Source organism: Bacillus cereus group sp. MG20 (assembly GCF_040459885.1).
In the GTDB taxonomy this organism is placed as follows: Bacteria; Bacillota; Bacilli; order Bacillales; family Bacillaceae_G; genus Bacillus_A; species Bacillus_A cereus.
The window spans coordinates 417662-437108 of the sequence record NZ_JARVHF010000001.1; the positions used below are offsets into that span (position 1 = coordinate 417662).

Sequence of the window (19447 nt, forward strand, 5' to 3'; positions counted from 1 at the left end):
TTTTATGTAATTTGCTCTAAACTTTAGTATTTTCAAATGAAAACATTGTCCCCTCACTATTTGATTGTAAAGTGTATTTTATATCGAACATCTTTGATATATCTTCAATATTTTTCAAACCAAGTCCCGTTCCTTTACTATTTATATCAAACCCAATCCCATTATCTCTAAAAGAAACAACATCTTCATCTATAATGATTTTGAGTTTTTTAGCTTCTGAATGTTTAAGGACATTTTGAAAAATATTATCAAATAGCCTTTGAATCCATAACTCATTACTATTCCATATCAACTCTTTATCTTGTGGATTATATACTAATTCAATTTTATGAATGCTATACAAATAGCTCCATTTTTTAATCATATTTTCTATTAAATTGTGTATATTCACTTCATCATGCACAATATAAGTATTCTCTAAGATTTCTGTAGATTGAATATTAAATTCGTTAGTTAAATCACTTATATATTGTATCTGATCATAAAGTGATTCAATTACTGGTACTTGTTCCTTGTACTCACCTTCTAAATAATATAATTGTAATCTGACCGCTGTTAAGGGTGTATTAATATCATGCCGTAATTTATTTAATAGTTCCTTTTTTATTTGTTCCTGTTGCTGTAGTTCCAATTCTCGATAAGTTGTTCTTTCTATAAGTAAGTTTACTGATTTAATCAGTTCTCCCATTTCATCATCGCTTTTAACATCTATTATATTAGGGATTTTTTTATCACTAGCTAAATCTCGAATTGTTTGATTTAATATATTAATTTTGTTTAATACAGTGTTAATCGACTTTGAAAATACAAAAGCTAATACTAATAGTGTTAATAAAAATATGATTAACATAGTAGGATATGCATAGGATTCGTGAAAAGGGATGTTCTTATTTTTAGTTTTAAAGACAACATTATAAATAACTGATACAAAGATACTAATCGACAACAATAACAGTGGTACGCTAATAATAGCGGAGAATAGTAGTAACTGATATTTTTTCTTTAAGTTCATTTCTTTATGTAGGTATTTAGTCTATAACCTTCTCCATATATGTTCTGTATGATATCACCTGTTTTATCATCAATTTTGGTCCTAATTTTCTTTATATGTACGTTCATGATATTTTGATTTCTATCTTCGAGTTGCCATAGGTAATCATAGAAATGTTCTTTCGATAAAATTCTATCTCTATTTTCATATAAATAGAAGAATATTTTACGTTCAATTGCTGTAAAAGCAACTTCATTACGCAAACCATTTATAAAAACTCTTTTATATTCTGCATCTATAAATAAATGGTTAATTTGCGTGAAGGTACCATATTGATTATCTAACATTTTTTGAATCCTTAACAACAACTCTCTAGGGTCAAAAGGTTTTATCATGTATTCTTCTCCAATAGTCAAACCTTTTAGTTTACTATCCATATCATTCCGAGCTGATAGAAATATAATCGGAATATTTAACCCTAGATTTTTTATTTTTTTTGTAATTTGATAACCATCTTCGCCTGGTAACATAACATCCATTATGACTAAATCTATTTCATGAATTACACCAAGAACTTTCCTTCCCTCTTTCTCCCAATGCACATTATACTTCTCGCGCTGCAAAATTTTTTGTAATAAATCTCCTATAATTAAATCGTCTTCAACAATTAATACGTTATATGCTTTCATTATGTAGACCTTTCATTGCTATCATAGCAATAGCTTAGTTCTTCACTACTTTATTATTAATAAAATTCATAGCAAATTTGTATATTTCATCAGGAGCGTATAAATAAATACTATGTGTGCCTTCAATTATTTTCACATCAGCTCTTAATAACTCGCTAGCAAACTCCCTATAATCTTTATTTTTTTGCTTTGTATACTTTGAATCTTTATTTTGCCTAGCAATTGCATCTATAAATAAAATAGGTGTTTCTTTTGGGATTGATAAGGAATTTGATTTTTTACTGTTATTATAGCTTTGTAAAAGTTCTTGCTTCATATCATCATTAAAAGCCCTTTTGTATGTAAGCGCTTTATAAATTTCTTTTTCTTGTTCGTTTAAAAAGGATTGCTTAATGACCTGGGGATTATAAGTAATAGAGGGAGCTAATCTCTGAAAACCAATTTTCGTTAAAATATTCATCCCTTTTATTTTTAATGAATCCACCATGCCTATTTTATGAGTTACGTACTGTTTAGGTAAACCAATATCTAATGCAATAATCCCTTTTACTTCACCCGGATATTTTTGTGCCCAATAAATAGCCTCTATACCCGATAGAGAGTGTGGTACTAAGATGTATGGTGGTTTATTTCCACTTCGAATAAGCGCTTCTCTTGTTTGTTCTAATATCGTATCAATATCTCTCTCATCTTGAAAAACATCACTGTATCCATAACCAGCTCTCTCAATTACAGAAATCTTGTTTTCTTTCGAAAATTTACTATATAAGCCTTTCAATTCATAAACAGGAGCGGCAATTCCAGATCCGGCCATAAATACAAACGTATCCTCCCCGCTCCCCTCATTATAAACATTCAATTTTTTATTATCGAAATTAACAAGTTCGCCTTCATTGTTCATTAATTCCGATTCCATTTTTAATTGATAGTTATGATATATAAATACAGCTCCTGTTCCAAAGAAAATCATACTAATACATATTAAAAATATTATTTTCACTGACTTTAATAATTTTTTCATTTGACACCCCTTTCAGCCTATACTAAAAGGGTACAATGTAAAAATAAATTTCTAATAAATTTTTCAAAATGAACATGTATTCTTTGTTTCTAATTATGGATTATTTTAATATCTACGCAAACCCTTCAAAGTCTCCAATATATCATCTGTAAAGGCTGTACTACCCTCTGTCTCTAAAACTCTGAAATATAAACTTCTTAAGAACGATCTAATATTTTGTACTAAAATAGCATGCTGCGGATGTCGGATGTCCTCAACAGTTGCTATACTATGTAGCCAATTGCTCCACTCTTCTTCAGTTAAAAGCTTTTGGTTATGTAACGACATAATTGGCTTTACTAATCTCTCATCCTCAAAGTGTACATATACGTAATCACTCAATCGAACCTTCTGACGAACAGCCGCAAGAATCGCATATGAAAACTCACGATTTTGAATTGTACGTGCTAACGCATCGAGCGCATCTGCTGCATGTGCAGTAGAGTGTGCCCAGCCTTTTCCTTCTACGTAGCCCCTTACATCTTCTTCTAAATATACATATTCCAACACTTGTTCTGCCACACTGTACAATTGTTCTTCCGATAACAACGGTTCTCTTTCATGAACAGATAAAATAAGTGGTGGAATTAATACGGAGAATGCACGTTTAAATACAGAGTCTGTTCCCTTTTCACCAATTTTATAAAATAAATAATCAGGACTAATTGCTTGTAACATTAATCCTCTTAACTCTTTTTGTCTAAATACATCATTTGTAATCCATGTGTGAAGCGTACTATAAATTAAATCATCACGTAATTCAGCATCAGGTGATCCGATATAATCTAGCATCCACTGCGCATATGGATATGCATCTACGTCTTCTGGTACAGCATAATTATTATTTTTAATTTGTATTAGTTCTTCTTTTAGTTCTAGTACTTCTGTCATTTTTTTATCCCCTTTAAATTTCTCTTCCTAAATTATTCCCTATTAGTATCATAAAATTAAACCCATTCTTAACGCAATATAAAATGGAATCATTAATTATCTTCACTATGTAACAGTTCTTCCAATGTTGCTTTAACTTCTTCTTCTAATTCATTAATCGTTCCGCTATAAAGTGTTCCTATGCTACTACTTTTTCGATATCCTTGGTAATAATACCAAAGCGAAATAGTACAGACTTCCCATGATTTTGAAGCATCATATTCAAAATTAATTTCTGATCTATATTCATACTCTAAACAATTCTTAGATGTTAGTTCTTCTAATTCATCACCGTCTATATCTCTTTTAATTGACAGCTTCAAATTTAATTTACCATTTTGCGCAAAACGTTCTTCATATATTTTTTGATACTTACTGCAAATGTCTTCACTTATACTCTCTAGTTCCATTATTTTTTGTTTTAACTGTTCATTTATCTGTTCATTTTTGATTTCTAAATATTGTCCATCCTTCTCTTCATTCACTTTATTATTTTTTTGAAACCATCTAAACAAATGTTCATTCCCCCTATATAAACTGTATTAATGTCTTTTAAATAGAACTACTGGATCATCAAATTTACTATTTTCAAATAAAACATCTGCAAGTTCTTTCGGATTATGCTCATCTATATACATCTTACAGGCCGCATGATATCTGTTCAAAAACATCTTCTCTGCTTCTTCATAACTTCCAAAAGCTTCAGTTTCCCGCTTCGCACCACGTTTTCTCGCAATCTCAAAATTTGTATCTACAAAGATTTTGTAATCAAATAAATACGCAACGTCTTTTTTCAATAGAAACGTTCCATCTACTATTAATATCATATTTTGCGTGGCCAATAGCGGCTCATTATGTACAGACATATCCGTTATTAAGTTATGAGAAATCGTTTCATACTGTAAAGTCCCGTTAGGTCCTAAAGGCATTAATAATCTTTCTTTGAAAGCTGTATAATCGTGTGCATCTTCATAATACCCTCTTGCAGATTCTTTTCCTTTTGCATAGCGAATCACTCTTGGATTATGAAAATCATCAATGCTTGCGCGTGTTACTGGTAATCCTCGTTTTTTTATTTCTTCCGCTAATTCGTTTGCAAATGTTGTTTTTCCTGATGCTGTAATACCACTTACTCCAACTCTTGTTGGATAGGTTAAGTTTAGCTTTACAATATGATCTGCAATTTCTTTGATTCGTTGTTTTCGGTTCATGATATCTTCCTTTATAATTAGTTTACATAATATAATTATAAGTAACAATCTATGTCACTATTTGACGGTAAATTGATATCCTTTGTCGAATCGTTGATATATTTTAAGTTATGATAGATATATTTGAAAAATTGTTGATATATTATTAGCTTACTTCCCCTTAACCCCCCGATATAAGGCCGTCCGTAACTCTTGCTTATACTCTTCAATTTCTGGCATTTCGAGTTCTTCTGCTAATCTGATAGCTAATTCAATATCATACGGTACTCGTACAAGTTGAATAGAAAAGCTCGCCGCTTCTTTTTCATTATATGTTCCTTCAAATATTAAATAGGAAGCTTGCGTTATTTCAAGTGGGTTTCCTACGCTACCGGCATTACATAACGTTTTCCCTCTGAAATTTTGAACGAACGCTTGGTGAACGTCACCGTAACAAACGACATCTGGTTTTCTTTCTCCTTCTATATTTTCTGTCAGATCACTATTTTCGAACATACTAATACGCTCTTCTCTTGAAGCGTGTGGTTGAATTCTTTCATATAAACTTCTTGGTGAGGCGTGGAACATACGAATGAGTTTTCCACTCATATAAAACTCGATTGAAAATGGTAAGCTTCTTAAATAGTCGTTTTGTTCTTCCGATAATTGTTTTTGATGCCATGTTAATGCTTCAAATTCAGTCGGCTTTGTAATAAAATCATCCCAGTTTCCCATTACGACTACTTCACATTCTTTACGAATGATTTCAATTGCTTCACTGGAATGAGGTCCTTTTCCTACTAAATCTCCAAGACAAATAATGCGCTCGATTCCTCTTAATTTAATATCATTTAACACGGATTCTAATGCTTGAATATTACCGTGAATATCTGAAATTACTGCTATTTTATCCATATAAATTACTCCTTTATTTATTAAATTCACTTGATTGATACCATTTTGGAATATAAGATGAAAAATGATTATGATCTTCTAAAATTCCATTTAATCTTTCCTTCATCTCATCTACTAAATGCGGCGTACTTCGATTCGTCCAAACTATATCCGCTGGGAATGTCATCGCGGCGTACAATGTATACAGTTTCCAAAAATGAAGCGATGGTTCGCCTCCGCAATAACCGTGAAATTGTCCAACCGCAAATGATTTACTTATTCTTGTAGTAAAAATCGCTACGTTATAAAAATCGTGTATTGGATCGCCAAAATCATATCCACCAAAATCAATAACGATAAACTCCTTATTATGAATCATACTATTTGCTGGATGGAAGTCATCATGTAAAAATCTTATTGGACGATTTTTCAATAAATCTTTATGATTTTCTACAAAGGTTAATACTGGCTTCAAATCCAGAAAATTCACCTCGTAATCTGCTAGTGCCTCTATGTATCTTTCGTATTTATTCCATCTAGATGTTTCCCATTTATTACTTGCACTTTCTCTTTCAATTGAGTGAATTCTCTTTAATACTTCCCCTGCTTTTCTTCCTGCATTATACTGTTCTTCCACCGTTAGCTTCGTTAAACCTTCTTCACCATTTATACCTCGGGTCCATTCAAATACTTGAACACATTTATTTAATTTCTCAAGTATTATGAAATGAATTAACTTGGGTGTTGGAATATGTAATGACTCTAATTGTTGCATATACGTATATTCTTCTTGTTTACGTTCAAAATGAACAGCATCACATATTTTTACAAAATAAGTTTCTTGATTCTTTAATTCAATTTTATACTTCTCTTCATGTGAAAAACCTTTTGAAATAGCTGTACACTTTGCAATACGAGGCCATTCTAGTTTTCTCTCTATCTCTCTAAGCATTTCTTCCACAACATTCACCTCTATTAATATATGTACAAACTACCTAGCACTTCATGCTCTCGTTTATTTCCACCTGTAAACTCTACTGCAAATGGATTTTCGCCATTCTTATTCAAATGTTCTAGCACTAGCCCTTCTTCAATCGGTTCACAAAACTGTACATGAATATCTCCAAACACTACACTTTGACACTCAGCATTCCATTTTTCATTTTTCACAACTGAGCTTGTAGATAGTCCCATTACTTCTTTCCATTTCCGCACCGTTTCTCGAACGTTTTTCACTGCATAATGGATCGTTTCAATTTGTTGTACTTTGTTTTTATGTTCCGTAATCGTTCCAATGTTACGTAAATCGTTTCTTCTTTCTTCGTCCGTTTCATTCCACTGTATAAAGAAAGGTAATTTCAGTCCGTTCTCTTCTTGCTTAACAAATAACATTTTCCATTCTAAAAGCCGGCCATCTTTTCTCATGCGTTTCCCTTCAAATGGCCCTATCGTATGTAAGCCGTGCTTCTTAAAGTTAACTACTAGCTCCTCAATTGCATCTGTTCGGATTGCGATTTGTAGCATTCCTTCTCCATTTTGTAGTTTCACCACTGTTTCTTGTACTAATGGATTTTCTGCTTCTTTCGCTTTTTCTTCATGTTGAACTGCTAAAAATTCTATATATGATAAATCAAAATAACTTAAACTATTCCAAGTACCCCAATTCGTATGCTCTCCGCCTAGTGCGGTATGAAATCCAAGTTCCTGCATTTGTTTTGCCGCTTCCTCCGGTGTACCATGAACTGTGTGAACGAGATGATCAAATCGTAACATGTCTTTCTCCCCTTTCTCTCCATCCTTTTATTGTATATTTTATTTTTCTTTCATTCAATTCAAAAACTTTAAAACCTAGTTGATTTATACGATTAATATGTATTATAATGAAACAAATTTAATTATTGCTGATTGGAAAAACCAAAGGCACTTTTCTCATACGGGAAAAGTGTCTTTTTCATTTATTATTACAGGGGGAATATTTATGCAGAAATTAATTGTCTTTGCTATTATTGGATTTTTCGCTCAATTGATCGATGGAGCACTCGGAATGGCGTATGGGGTAACGTCTACTTCACTATTATTAATGTTTGGTATTGCACCGGCTGTAGCTTCCGCATCGGTTCATTTAGCTGAAGTCGTTACAACTGCAGCTTCTGGCGCATCTCATATCAAATTTGGAAACGTTGATAAATATACAGTTTCCAGGCTTACATTACCTGGGGCAATCGGCGCATTTGTTGGGGCATGTTTTTTAAGTAATTTGCCTGGCGATGTAATCAAACCGTACATTTCCGTATTTTTATTTACTTTAGGGGTTTATATTTTATTACGATTCATCATTCAAAAACAAATTGTCACTTCAAATAAGCGTATGTCTGCAAAACAACTTGTGCCGCTTGGTTTATTCGCTGGATTCGTTGATTCAACTGGTGGCGGTGGTTGGGGGCCGATTACGACGCCTGTTCTTCTAGCAAGAGGAAATGAAGCTAGAAAAGTTATTGGATCTGTAGATACGAGTGAATTTCCTGTTTCACTCGCTGCAACAATTGGCTTCTTCATCTCACTTGGTTGGGAACAAGTAAGCTGGGTTTGGGTATTTGCGTTAATGCTTGGCGGTATTGTCGCAGCTCCAATTGCTGCATGGTTAGTTCGTATCGTTCCAGCACATTTACTTGGGGTATTAGTTGGCGGTCTTATTATCTTTACGAATATACGTACACTGCTTACTACATTTAAAGTGGATCCAACTATTATTTCACTTTCTTACGTTGCAGTTGGTCTTGTCGTTATTATTTCTATTTTCATCGCTGTTCGAAATCATTCCAATCGTCCTAACGCATCAACCGCTGAGTATCCAAATGATCAGAAGCAAATGCTACCATAACTATAAAAAATACCGCCCAATTTAGAGCGGTATTTTTTATTTTTCTATTTTCCAATTAATCATCGTTTCTGTAGCATTTACTCTCTTCATATGTAACTTTTCTAAAACACGAATCGAACTATAATTATCTAGAAGTGTCTCTGCAATTATTGTTTCTACCTCTCCTGTTTTGAAAGCCCAATCGATTAGTTCTCTTACAGCTTCTGTTGCATAGCCCATATTCCAATATTTCTCAATAAATCCATAGCCAATTTCCACTGTTTGATTCTCGTTTGGTCCACCTTTAAATCCAATATCACCTAAAACGCTATCATCTTCTTTCCGAAGAACATACCACGCCCCCCATGGTAATAAAGCCACATCTTGTTTTACATTCTTTACATGCCCTACAATATGCGGACCGCTATTGTATCCTTGCTCGTTAGCAATTTGAATTCTCTCTTCTGTACACGGCACTATATAGAGCCTTTCTGTTTCTAATTTCATATTGATTTCCCCTTTTCAATTAAACAATACCTCAATTTCACTAAAAACAAAAAGAATATTCATCCTATTCGTTAAATTTATACTTATTCTTTGAAACGAATTTAAGGAATAATCCTCTTTTGATAGTTATGTCGAATTATATTTTTCTGAATTTTCTTTTAATTTAGAGGGTTTTTCAATATTTTTTGCGAAACATTTGTATAACAATTTTTTCTTTGTTTATTGCTACATAATAGTAGGTTCGGGTGGAGTTTTGCAAGCGTTTCCTATACAATAACCGATATTTTTTGACTTTTCCTAACAAAATATCTTGCAATATATTCAGAAAGTCATTACAATTGCCATATATTAAAAATCTTAGCAATATATAAATCCTCATCAATCCGATGAGGTAGAGGTTGCGACTTTTAATAGTAAAACGGACGAGACACAGAGAATGTCAGCTGACTCCGTTTGAAAGGAAAAGTTGCCGAAGTTTATATTTCTTCTCTGGAAATATGAGCTGGGGCTGTCTCCGAAAGGAACAGAACTGTCACGTTTACAAAATTACCGTGTAAACGTGGGGTGCTATCTTAACGGAAGGGTATGATGGGGTGGTTATTTGTGAAACGTTCCGCCAAATTCCTTTGGCGGTTTTTTGTATTTTTCTCCCCCGCTCCTTCCTAACCTACAAGAAAAGGAGTGTTGAACATGAATAGCGCAACAAATCAATCTACCTCTAAAACGCAAACTACACAAGGACAAGGTGAATTAAAACGCGGATTAAAATCTCGTCACCTTACGATGATTTCTCTCGGTGGTACAATTGGTACCGGACTATTTCTTGCCAGCGGTGGTGTCATCCATACAGCTGGACCTGGTGGCGCATTAATTGCATACGCCGCAATTGGAATTATGGTTTATTTTTTAATGACAAGCTTAGCTGAACTTGCAGCTTACATGCCTGTTACTGGATCTTTTAGCACGTATGCAACAAAATTTGTTGATCCATCACTTGGCTTTGCACTTGGATGGAACTATTGGTATAACTGGGCAATTACGATTGCTGCTGAACTTGCAGCCGTAACATTAATTATGAAATTTTGGTTCCCAGATACCCCTTCTCTTATTTGGAGCGGATTATGTTTAGCTATTATTTTCCTTTTAAACTATTTATCTGTTAAAGGGTTTGGTGAATCTGAATATTGGTTCGCACTTATTAAAGTAGTTACGATTATTATCTTTTTAATTGTTGGTTTCATGATGATTTTTGGAATTATGGGCGGTGAAACGGTTGGATTTAAAAACTTCACTGTTGCAGATGCACCATTTAACGGCGGTATCATGGCAATTATCGGTGTGTTTATGGCAGCTGGTTTCTCATTCCAAGGTACTGAACTATTAGGAGTAGCTGCTGGTGAAACGTCTGATCCAGAACGTAATATCCCAAAAGCAATTCGTTCAATCTTTTGGCGTATTCTTTTATTCTATATCCTTGCGATTCTCGTTATCGGTTTATTAATTCCTTATACAACTGAAAGCCTTGCTGCAAGTGATGTTACAGTAAGTCCGTTTACACTTATTTTTGAAAAAGCGGGCGTTGCCTTTGCTGCTTCTGTTATGAACGCTGTTATTTTAACTGCTGTACTATCTGCTGGTAACTCTGGTATGTATGCATCAACTCGTATGCTTTGGGATTTAGCACGCCAAGGAAAAGCACCAAAGTTTCTTGGTAAATTAGATAGCCGCGGTGTACCTGTTAACGCGTTAATCGTAACGTCAATTGTTGGTAGTATTGCTTTCATTGCTTCTTTATTCGGTGATGGTGTTGTATACATTTGGTTATTAAACGCATCCGGAATGTCTGGTTTTATCGCATGGGTTGGAATTGCAATTAGTCATTACCGTTTCCGTAAAGCATATATCGCACAAGGAAAAGATTTAAATGACTTACCATATAGAGCAAAATGGTTCCCATTCGGTCCAATCTTCGCATTTACACTTTGTATCATCGTAATTTTAGGACAAAACTACGGCGCATTTATGGGTGAAGCAATTGATTGGAACGGTGTACTCGTTTCTTACATCGGTTTACCACTCTTCTTAGTACTATGGTTAGGTTATAAATTTACGAAAAAAACAAAAGTGATTCCACTTGATAAATGTGAACTAAAATAAAGTGAAACGAGCAAACAAATTTGTTTGCTCGTTTTTTGTTGCAAACCTCTTTACTTCCCTATTGCTCCTGTTTTTGCAATAATAAAGGAAATATAAATAAAGGTTGGGATACAATGAACATTCGCATTACTGATGAAGCGAAAGCAGCTATACATAGATTAGAACTTGAAGATAAAAAGATCGTTCGCATTAGAGGAACAATGACGAACTCTTGTAGTATTTTCGTTGATGTCGATTTAATTTGGGATACATATAACGCAGATGATGTTGTATATGAAGATGCAGAGCTTATCGTACAAATGGATTCATTCACGAAAGACTACACTGGTGATACGGTGAAACTTGATTATAAGACGACAGGTTTTAGTATTACGACTCCGAGTGAGACTTTGGTTTATGGATTGTCGATTAAAAAATAAAAATTGTTTTCATTTGACCACCGAGGTGAAAAAATGGGTAAATATGTTCCGTTAAAATTTTTATTTAATGAAGAATTAGCAGAAAAAATAGCTGATTCTATTTGTAAACACGATCCTTGTTTCTCTAAAAGCATCTTTGTAGATTCTGTAGCTTGTAAAGTTGAAAATTTAGAGTTAAAACAGCGTATTGAAGTAATTGCAGATGAATTACACAATGCTTTACAAAAAGATTTTAATGCCGCAATACATATATTACTGAAAACATTAGGACCAGAAAATACAACAGAAGTAGGCACATTTACAAATGGATATATGTACATGCCTGTTGCAAAATACGTTGAAAAATATGGGCTTAACGATTTTAAAATCTCGTTTAATGCAATGTATGAAATAACGAAAAGGAATACTGCTGAATATGCCATTCGGCCCTTTCTTGAAACATACCATGAAGATACACTAAACATATTACAACAGTGGATTCATGACGAAAACAGCCACATTAGGAGATTAGTTTCTGAAGGTACAAGACCAAGGCTTCCTTGGGCTAAAAAAATAGGAGCTCTAAAAGGTGATTTTAAGTACAATTTACAACTTCTTGAACCATTAATGAATGACCCTTCTAAATATGTTCAAAAATCTGTAGCCAATCATATTAACGATATTACGAAAGAAGATAAAGAACTCGTTTTTCAATGGTTACAGCAATTACGTGATAAACAGCATCCTATTAATCCTTGGATTATAAAACATGGGTTAAGAACAGTTATTAAAAATGGTACTTTACCAAAAGATTTTTGTTTTTGAGTATATTAAACAAAAACGCTATCTTTTCCTATGATTCTAGAAAAAGAATAGCGTTTTTTTACTCGTCCAGTATTTAGTAGGTATAACTTTTTATATTTCAAAAGACTTTTCTCTCTAAAAATATTTTTCATACAAATTTTCACATTCTAAAAAATCTATAAATTTCTTATAATGTGTCACTGTTCTTTCTAAAGCAATCATTAAAACAAAAATAAAATAAATTGCTTGGATTCCATTCATATAATTAAAGAGTGATTCAAATATATATACAATACTTGCAATCATAGAACAAAACCATAAATAAAACTTCATTTTCAGCTTTTTAATTTTTTGCTTAGTTGTCTTACAATACTGGCCATGAACTCTTATAAACAAATAAATTGCTGTATGTAAAATAATAATTGAAAATTGAAAACTTCGATTGTCCTCCGAACTAAATTCAGAAAAATCTATTTCTAATGAATGTAATACTATCCAAATAGAAAATAAAGATAGCAGAAATACATATAAAAAACCAATTAATAATTCAAAAATAAAGAGCCAAGGTTTATTTATGATTGAGTAAAATGGATTTAGATATTTTATGGTTAATAAAAATTTTCTCACTAAATCAGTAATAATAATTGATGTATTAGTTATATTCATATAGAAAAGTAATGTTATTGGAACTAATAACATTATAGTGATGCCCCAAACAGTAATCTTAATGCCTGATAAAAAGAAAACAGCTCCATAAATTATAACTGAAAAAATAAAAGTTGATACTGGAACAAACATTAAAAATGTAAAAGTTCTTATTAAGATTAAATCCCCTAAAAAATCTTTTATTATGGAAACGTGTATTTTTTCCTCCTTGTATTTTTTCACAGTATCAACTATTTCTTTCTCAGATAAAAGAAAACACTTCAATCTATTAAACATAAAAAAAACCCTTTATATTAAAAAGATTAAAATATATACCAAACTGTTATTAAAATTTCATAAAAATAATTGTAAATTTTGTATAAGTATTTTTTTCACTTTCAACTGTAATTAAGGCGTGATGTGCCTCTATAATAGCTTTGACAAGTGCCAATCCAATTCCGGTCGATCCGTGCTTTTTAGAACTACTTGATTTATAGAATCGTTCAAAAATATGAGGTAATTCTTCAGCTGAAATTCCCTCTCCAAAGTCTTGGATTACTAGTTCTGTATAGATTGGAGAATTTTTGGCCTGAATCATTATTTTACCACCGGGTTTAGAATGTTCGATTGCATTCTTCAACAGGTTTAACAAAGCTTCCTGCATCCATAATTTGTCGTGAATAACGACTATTTCTCTTGGTGCATTCCAATCAATCAAAATATTTTTATCACTTATCATGCTTTGCAAGCGATTTAGTACTTCCTCAGTCGTATCTACTAAATTCCCTGGCTCTTTATCAAACGAAATCGCTTTTGCATCAATTTTTGCTACTTTTAACAAATTCTGAATTAAGACATTCATTCTAGAAATCTGAATATCATTATTTTGTAGTAATTGAGCTTGTTGCTCTCGGGATAGTTTCTCATTTAACAACATTTCATTATAGATAGAAATAGTTGAAAGCGGCGTTTTTAACTGATGAGATATATCCTGCAACATTTCTCCTAAAAACCGTTTCTCTTCAAGCAAATCATGCATATTTTTTCTAATGATATCCCTCATTGAACGAAATGAAATCGCCAGTTTCGCGAAATCCCCCTCTTTATTTTCATTGATGACAACCGAGTAATCTCCCTCGATTATCTTTTTTGCAGCTCTAGTAAGCTGGCTAATCTTATTGAAAATAATTTTTTGTTGCATGTAGTTTGCAACAAAAAGTAAAAATCCAAAAGCAATCAATCCCCACATCATAAATTGATTGTGATTAATAATTAGATTATTTAAGTGAGGAAAAAATTTTGAATCCAAGTCTTCATATAATCCATATTGCTTTAGGATCTCTGTCCCTTTTTCCTGATATTTACTTGAGTGAGACGAATGACTTGATAAGACTTTCATAATTTCCGCTTCATTTTCTGGATTCTGCTCTACCAACCTAGCTGTAATTTCCCCCCATGTTGCAATAGAGTCTCTTTTCAAATGATCATAAAATAATTGTTGAATAATAAATTGGTAAATCACAAATATAGATAAAAGGACGGCTAGTATCGTCATATAGCTTTTTAACTCGGTATTTTTCATTATCTTGCTCACCCAATCACGTCCTTGCTCCAACGATAACCATATCCTCTTTCGGTAACGATAAACTGTGGTTTTTGAGGATTGTCTTCAACTTTAGCTCTTAAACGCTTTATGTATACAGATAACGTGTTTTCATCAAAAAAAACATTTTCTCCTTCTGTTATTTGTTGTAGGAGTTCATCTCTTTTTAATGCTTTGTGAGAATTCTTCATGAAATTCAATAGCAGCTTGTATTCTAAATTCGTCAATGTAATACTTTCACAATTTTTATAAACCTTGACTAGGTTCGTATCGATTCTTATATTCTCAGATCTTAAAATTTGAGATGGCGTTTCTAGCGACGCTTGTTTACGCAATTGTACTTTCACTCTGGCCATGAGTTCCCTAACCCGAAAAGGTTTGGTTATATAATCATCACCGCCTATATCCAGCCCCATTACCACATTTGCTTCTTCATCTAGTGCAGTTAAGAAAATAATAATCGAATTCTCGTTTTTCTTTTTAAAATACAAACATAAGTCATAACCATTACCATCTGGTAGGCCGATATCAAGGATGGACAAATCAAATGTATTGTGAACAAACTGGTGTTTAGCTTCTTTTACACTGGACGCTCTAATCACCTCATAACCTTCATTTCTCAATGAAAATTCGATGGCTATGCCAAGAGCTTCATCATCTTCAACTAGTAATATTTTTTTATTCAAGTATGCCCTCTCCTTTTTTCCCCTAGCTTATACTCCAATTACAATAGCCTGGCTATAATCTAGCCAGGCTTATAATATTATTGTTCTCTGATATTATCAATAATATTATCTTGTTGAATTTTTTTCAATGGATTTAAGACTGATAAATAACTAATTATTAAAGCTGAAACAAACGTAATGATACAAGCCTCATAGGGAATCGTCCATGTCATTTTCAACATATCAGATATAGCTAAATATATAATATAAGACAATATACAGCCAAAAAAGATTCCTTGTAAACTTCCAGAAAAACCGTAAATCAAAGCTTCATAGGTAATCATTTTTTTCAAATCCTTTTGTGACATACCAATGGATTTCAAAGCGGCCAATTCTTTTCGTCTAGTCATGATACTTATAGTTATAGTATTGAGGATATTAACGCTACTAATTAAAGAAATGACTGTGATGAAACCATATGCAAGCACTTGTAAAGTAAGTTTTTCTTCTTTTTTTGTTTTATTTTCTTGATAATTATTTACGATTGTAATGGTATAGCTTTTTCCAATCGTGTTTTCTATTTCCTTTACTGTCGCGGAAGATTGAGTTACATCCTTTAATTTAGTTTCAAAGCTATTCTGCTTTTTTTCGTATACTTTAGATATATTTTCAAGTGATTTCAATTGATGCAAAACTTGTTCACTTTCAGCTAAATGATCTGGATTATTATCCACTATCTTAATTGTAATATCCGATTTAACAGATAACTTATCAAAAGATTTAGATGCAAATGCAACACTCATTAAATACGAGAAAGTAATAAATAACACACTACTTATAATAATTGATAAGATTGTAATGGTATAGCGATTTTTATTTCGCTTAACATTTTTCATAGCCATGCTCAAAGGAATAGATAAAGGTTTTTTCACCATGGAATTCTTTTGTTTTTTGATTTGTTCCTTTTTAATTGACAACCTGCTACTAATTGCCAACAAAGGGGAGATTTTCCCTGCAAAATAAGCTGGGTACAAACTTGACGCTATTACAGAAAGCAAGGTAATAATCGAACTTACCAGTAAAATATTCCAATCAACATAAAATATCGAGACCGCTTTACTATTTTCCATTAAAAGTGAAAAAGTGAACTGCAGAGAGGCAAGTGCTATTAGGCTACATATAATTCCAATTGGTATAGCGATAACAGCCAGAAAAGTAGCTTCTCTCAGAACGATTTGTCTAATTTGCTTTCGTGTTGCACCAATGCTTCTCAACAAGCCAAACTGCCTCGTTCGTTCTACGACACTGATTTGAAAAGCGTTGTAAATCACAACAATTGTCGCTATCACAACAATGCTGATTGTAATAATTAGCGTAGCCATAATCGAATTATTGTAACCTGGTTTCTCTAATTGAATTAATTCATTACTTATATTAATATTATTTTCTCCGGAAATGGTCTTGAGTCCCTCTAAAACCTCATTAAAGTTTGCTTTTGAGCTAATTCCAACTAATATTTTTCCTTCACCAGCGCTAAACTTACTCTTATAGGTTAGTAACCGTCCCACCTTATTTTCCTGTGTATATGTACTATCACTTAGAAAACCAACCAATTTGTATTTTTTTTCATTTAATTCGAATGAATCACCTATTTGAATATTTTCTTTTATATAAGGTAATACCCAGGGATCAACAGCAACTTCTTGATCATTAGATGGCAATCTGCCCTTAATAATACTGTATTTTAAAAATTCCAAGGCGTTATCATCAGCAAAATTCATTTTTACAGCAGCCTCTCCAACTTGGACTGTTTCTCCCTGTGACATTAAACCAAATGATTCAATTTGCGGGTTATATTTAATTTTTTTCAATATCGATTCATCGTAATTTAATACAACGGCATGAAAAGAATACCCTTGCCTCTTTTTCGTATTCTCGATTTGAGAAATCTGAGTACCGTTCATAAATAGGCCGATTGTAGAAATTAACGATACAGAGAGTACGATTCCTATCAAAGTTAAAATTGTTCGTTTCTTATTTCCCTTTAAGTATCTCCTGCTTAATTGTTTATAATTACCAATCAAGATTAGTTTCCTCCCGTCTTAGGCTTATTCGTGGATAGCCACTGATCGGAAATGATTTGGCCATCTTCAATTGTAATAATACGGTCAGAAGTTGATGCAATTTTTAAATCGTGAGTAATCAATACAATAGTTTGATTATATTTTTTTGCTGTCAATCTTAATAAATCCATGACTTCTTTTGTGTTTTGAGTATCCAGATTTCCTGTAGGTTCATCAGCTAAGATTAAATGTGGGCGATTTATAAGTGCCCTCCCAATCGAAACCCGTTGTTGCTGACCTCCTGATAATTCAGATGGTAAATGATTTCGTCTTTCATGAAGTCCCAGAATTTCAATAATTTCGTCCATATAAGGATTATCTACAGGTTCATTATCTAGTAAAGTGGGCAAAGCTATATTCTCTTGCACATTCAATACAGGAATTAAATTAAAGAACTGAAATATAAAACCAACTTTTCTTCTTCTAAATATCGAAAGTTCATTATCTGAATAATTATAAATATTGTTCTCTCCAATAAATACTTGTCCTGAACTCGGACGGTCCAATCCTCCCAAAATATGCAACAATGTACTTTTACCTGAGCCAGAAGCTCCTACGATTGAAACAAATTCCCCTTGCTGTATAGAAAGATTTATGCCCTTCAAAGCATCTACCCTACTATTTCCTTCACCATAACTTTTGACTACATTTTCTATTCTTACGATTTCCATTTATATCACCTTATTTTCATTTTAATTTAGTCTTGTACCTCTACAAAGTTTATTTTATTCTGATTATTCGAAGAGAGCTTATCAATCTGTTGTAAAACTTTGTCTACTTCTTGTTTGTTTTTATAATCAAAATTACGTTTTTGAAATTGAATCAATTTCATTATTGACTCTGATTCAGAAATTGTATTATAGTCTTGGTCGTTTAGAATAACAAGGTTCATTGGAACATACCCAATCCAAATTTGCTGTTTAACATACTGGGCAGATACCATCTTACCGTTCAAATTCAACTGGTTATTTTCAAAATTAGCAACCGTTGAATTATCAACCGCATAAGAAAATAATAGATTCTGATCACTAGATACTTTATTTTTATCTTTCACCCTCTCAGAAATAATAGATGCTAAATTTGGATTTTTTCTAGCTCTTAGAAGTCCCTTATTAAATAATTTTACCGCGGTAGAACTATTAATAACTGCATATTCTGTAGTGTTGATTTCAAATTCTTCATTTGTATCATTTTGTTTCTTATCTTCTTCTGATAATGGAATCCTTTTTGTTGTTGTGACGTACTTTACCTTATAGTCTATTGATTGTTTAGTGTCATCTTTAAACTCTTGTTTAACTTTTTCTACGTCAGTTGCAGTACCACTAACTAGAATCCCATCGACTGGTTGTCCTGGACCTTGCACATAACGTTTTACTCCTAATCCTATTCCTATAAAAATAGCAATAACAACTGTATAACTTATAATTTTTTTCATTAGAATACTCCTTTAGTAAATGATTTATATCTGGATTATAGATGAGTTTTTTTCATAAGTTAATGACTTCTATCTAACTATGTGACTTCTAATCTTACAATTTTGTAAGATTAGTATTCCCCATGCTCAACAAGCTAAATTTATATAATAATAATCTTATACGTTATTATTCTCTTTTTTATTGAAACGGGTCGAATCACAGGCAATAACCCGACCTATAATGATTAATGTTACAGATAATAACTTAAGGCCCGTCTTATATATAATCTAAATCTTTAAAATAAACAAAGGATATTACTCCTAATACAGCACCAACTATCCCTAGCATCAAACCCTTATACTTTTGTATAAACATCTTATTCCTCTTTTCGTACAAATAAATTATTCCATATATAACAATACTAAATTATGGAATGTTTCCAAAGAATTAAAACGTTTTTATATTCAGTTTATACGTCTACTTCTTTACTTATCCCATAGATAAGTAAATCCAAAG

General features: G+C 32.4%; 20 protein-coding genes and 1 riboswitch. Of the genes, 4 read left to right on the forward strand and 16 right to left on the reverse strand.

Going from position 1 to position 19447, the window contains the following annotated elements; genetic code table 11:
* Positions 1-16: 16 nt before the first annotated feature.
* The 9 genes from QCI81_RS02250 to QCI81_RS02290 form a co-directional block, all read right to left on the reverse strand.
* Entirely contained in the window at positions 17-1012 is a 996-nt protein-coding gene (locus QCI81_RS02250) for a sensor histidine kinase (protein WP_001049590.1), read from the reverse strand.
* A complete protein-coding gene (locus tag QCI81_RS02255; RefSeq protein ID WP_000649346.1) occupies positions 1009-1680 on the reverse strand; it encodes a response regulator transcription factor in 672 nt (223 codons plus the stop codon). The genes QCI81_RS02250 and QCI81_RS02255 overlap by 4 nt, the downstream gene beginning before the upstream one ends.
* 34 nt (positions 1681-1714) lie before the next feature.
* Positions 1715-2701 (reverse strand): alpha/beta hydrolase, encoded by a 987-nt coding sequence (locus QCI81_RS02260; protein WP_000734906.1) that lies wholly within the window; start codon positions 2699-2701, stop codon positions 1715-1717.
* A 105-nt stretch (positions 2702-2806) separates the two neighbouring features.
* Positions 2807-3631, reverse strand: a complete 825-nt coding sequence (locus QCI81_RS02265) for a DUF2785 domain-containing protein (protein ID WP_071732005.1) — start codon at positions 3629-3631, stop codon at positions 2807-2809.
* A 92-nt stretch (positions 3632-3723) separates the two neighbouring features.
* A complete protein-coding gene (locus QCI81_RS02270; RefSeq protein ID WP_000490271.1) occupies positions 3724-4185 on the reverse strand; it encodes a hypothetical protein in 462 nt (153 codons plus the stop codon).
* 27 nt (positions 4186-4212) lie between these two features.
* Positions 4213-4881 carry a nucleoside/nucleotide kinase family protein gene (locus tag QCI81_RS02275; RefSeq protein ID WP_001080565.1) on the reverse strand — a complete coding sequence of 223 codons (669 nt, stop codon included), beginning with the start codon at positions 4879-4881 and terminating at the stop codon, positions 4213-4215.
* A 150-nt stretch (positions 4882-5031) separates the two neighbouring features.
* The gene (locus QCI81_RS02280; protein WP_071732004.1) at positions 5032-5775 is read right to left on the reverse strand and encodes a metallophosphoesterase family protein; all 744 of its coding nucleotides are present in this window, start codon (positions 5773-5775) and stop codon (positions 5032-5034) included.
* Between the two features lie 13 nt (positions 5776-5788).
* Positions 5789-6715 (reverse strand): aminoglycoside phosphotransferase family protein, encoded by a 927-nt coding sequence (locus QCI81_RS02285; protein ID WP_043937004.1) that lies wholly within the window; start codon positions 6713-6715, stop codon positions 5789-5791.
* Positions 6716-6729: 14 nt separating this feature from the next.
* The gene (locus QCI81_RS02290) at positions 6730-7527 is read right to left on the reverse strand and encodes a VOC family protein (RefSeq protein WP_071732003.1); all 798 of its coding nucleotides are present in this window, start codon (positions 7525-7527) and stop codon (positions 6730-6732) included.
* Positions 7528-7732: 205 nt separating this feature from the next.
* Here QCI81_RS02290 and QCI81_RS02295 point away from each other — a divergent pair, with 205 nt between their 5' ends.
* The gene (locus QCI81_RS02295; protein ID WP_001170743.1) at positions 7733-8635 is read left to right on the forward strand and encodes a sulfite exporter TauE/SafE family protein; all 903 of its coding nucleotides are present in this window, start codon (positions 7733-7735) and stop codon (positions 8633-8635) included.
* Positions 8636-8671: 36 nt separating this feature from the next.
* Here QCI81_RS02295 and QCI81_RS02300 read toward each other — a convergent pair whose 3' ends face one another.
* Positions 8672-9121: a GNAT family N-acetyltransferase gene (locus QCI81_RS02300; protein ID WP_071732002.1), complete on the reverse strand. Its 450-nt coding sequence runs from the start codon at positions 9119-9121 to the stop codon at positions 8672-8674.
* Positions 9122-9505: 384 nt separating this feature from the next.
* Positions 9506-9699, forward strand: a riboswitch (Lysine riboswitch).
* Positions 9700-9811: 112 nt separating this feature from the next.
* Here QCI81_RS02300 and QCI81_RS02305 point away from each other — a divergent pair.
* From QCI81_RS02305 to QCI81_RS02315, 3 genes are all read left to right on the forward strand, one after another.
* On the forward strand, positions 9812-11278 hold the full coding sequence (locus QCI81_RS02305; protein ID WP_001083396.1) for an amino acid permease: 1467 nt from the start codon (positions 9812-9814) through the stop codon (positions 11276-11278).
* A 113-nt stretch (positions 11279-11391) separates the two neighbouring features.
* The gene (locus QCI81_RS02310) at positions 11392-11697 is read left to right on the forward strand and encodes an iron-sulfur cluster biosynthesis family protein (protein ID WP_001026167.1); all 306 of its coding nucleotides are present in this window, start codon (positions 11392-11394) and stop codon (positions 11695-11697) included.
* Between the two features lie 33 nt (positions 11698-11730).
* Positions 11731-12501 carry a DNA alkylation repair protein gene (locus QCI81_RS02315; protein WP_000521691.1) on the forward strand — a complete coding sequence of 257 codons (771 nt, stop codon included), beginning with the start codon at positions 11731-11733 and terminating at the stop codon, positions 12499-12501.
* Between the two features lie 114 nt (positions 12502-12615).
* Here QCI81_RS02315 and QCI81_RS02320 read toward each other — a convergent pair whose 3' ends face one another.
* The 6 genes from QCI81_RS02320 to QCI81_RS02345 form a co-directional block, all read right to left on the reverse strand.
* Positions 12616-13422, reverse strand: coding sequence for a hypothetical protein (locus QCI81_RS02320; protein WP_000483294.1), 807 nt, complete (start codon positions 13420-13422; stop codon positions 12616-12618).
* 49 nt (positions 13423-13471) lie between these two features.
* Complete coding sequence (locus QCI81_RS02325; RefSeq protein ID WP_071732001.1) at positions 13472-14707, reverse strand: HAMP domain-containing sensor histidine kinase; 1236 nt, start codon at positions 14705-14707, stop codon at positions 13472-13474.
* An 8-nt stretch (positions 14708-14715) separates the two neighbouring features.
* Positions 14716-15414, reverse strand: coding sequence for a response regulator transcription factor (locus QCI81_RS02330; protein WP_001035094.1), 699 nt, complete (start codon positions 15412-15414; stop codon positions 14716-14718).
* Positions 15415-15491: 77 nt separating this feature from the next.
* A complete protein-coding gene (locus QCI81_RS02335; protein ID WP_071732000.1) occupies positions 15492-17477 on the reverse strand; it encodes an ABC transporter permease in 1986 nt (661 codons plus the stop codon).
* A gap of 2 nt (positions 17478-17479) precedes the next feature.
* Positions 17480-18187, reverse strand: a complete 708-nt coding sequence (locus tag QCI81_RS02340) for an ABC transporter ATP-binding protein (RefSeq protein WP_000407086.1) — start codon at positions 18185-18187, stop codon at positions 17480-17482.
* Between the two features lie 26 nt (positions 18188-18213).
* Entirely contained in the window at positions 18214-18951 is a 738-nt protein-coding gene (locus tag QCI81_RS02345) for a lipoprotein BA_5634 family protein (protein ID WP_053564105.1), read from the reverse strand.
* Positions 18952-19447 lie beyond the last annotated feature (496 nt).

Coding starts and splice junctions, on each gene's coding strand:
- QCI81_RS02315 (WP_000521691.1), top strand. CDS start 11,731: ATGGGTAAATATGTTCCGTTAAAATTTTTATTTAATGAAGAATTAGCA.
- QCI81_RS02255 (WP_000649346.1), bottom strand. CDS start 1,680: ATGAAAGCATATAACGTATTAATTGTTGAAGACGATTTAATTATAGGA.
- QCI81_RS02250 (WP_001049590.1), bottom strand. CDS start 1,012: ATGAACTTAAAGAAAAAATATCAGTTACTACTATTCTCCGCTATTATT.
- QCI81_RS02305 (WP_001083396.1), top strand. CDS start 9,812: ATGAATAGCGCAACAAATCAATCTACCTCTAAAACGCAAACTACACAA.
- QCI81_RS02280 (WP_071732004.1), bottom strand. CDS start 5,775: ATGGATAAAATAGCAGTAATTTCAGATATTCACGGTAATATTCAAGCA.
- QCI81_RS02275 (WP_001080565.1), bottom strand. CDS start 4,881: ATGAACCGAAAACAACGAATCAAAGAAATTGCAGATCATATTGTAAAG.
- QCI81_RS02265 (WP_071732005.1), bottom strand. CDS start 3,631: ATGACAGAAGTACTAGAACTAAAAGAAGAACTAATACAAATTAAAAAT.
- QCI81_RS02260 (WP_000734906.1), bottom strand. CDS start 2,701: ATGAAAAAATTATTAAAGTCAGTGAAAATAATATTTTTAATATGTATT.
- QCI81_RS02345 (WP_053564105.1), bottom strand. CDS start 18,951: ATGAAAAAAATTATAAGTTATACAGTTGTTATTGCTATTTTTATAGGA.
- QCI81_RS02300 (WP_071732002.1), bottom strand. CDS start 9,121: ATGAAATTAGAAACAGAAAGGCTCTATATAGTGCCGTGTACAGAAGAG.
- QCI81_RS02325 (WP_071732001.1), bottom strand. CDS start 14,707: ATGAAAAATACCGAGTTAAAAAGCTATATGACGATACTAGCCGTCCTT.
- QCI81_RS02310 (WP_001026167.1), top strand. CDS start 11,392: ATGAACATTCGCATTACTGATGAAGCGAAAGCAGCTATACATAGATTA.
- QCI81_RS02340 (WP_000407086.1), bottom strand. CDS start 18,187: ATGGAAATCGTAAGAATAGAAAATGTAGTCAAAAGTTATGGTGAAGGA.
- QCI81_RS02295 (WP_001170743.1), top strand. CDS start 7,733: ATGCAGAAATTAATTGTCTTTGCTATTATTGGATTTTTCGCTCAATTG.
- QCI81_RS02320 (WP_000483294.1), bottom strand. CDS start 13,422: ATGTTTAATAGATTGAAGTGTTTTCTTTTATCTGAGAAAGAAATAGTT.
- QCI81_RS02290 (WP_071732003.1), bottom strand. CDS start 7,527: ATGTTACGATTTGATCATCTCGTTCACACAGTTCATGGTACACCGGAG.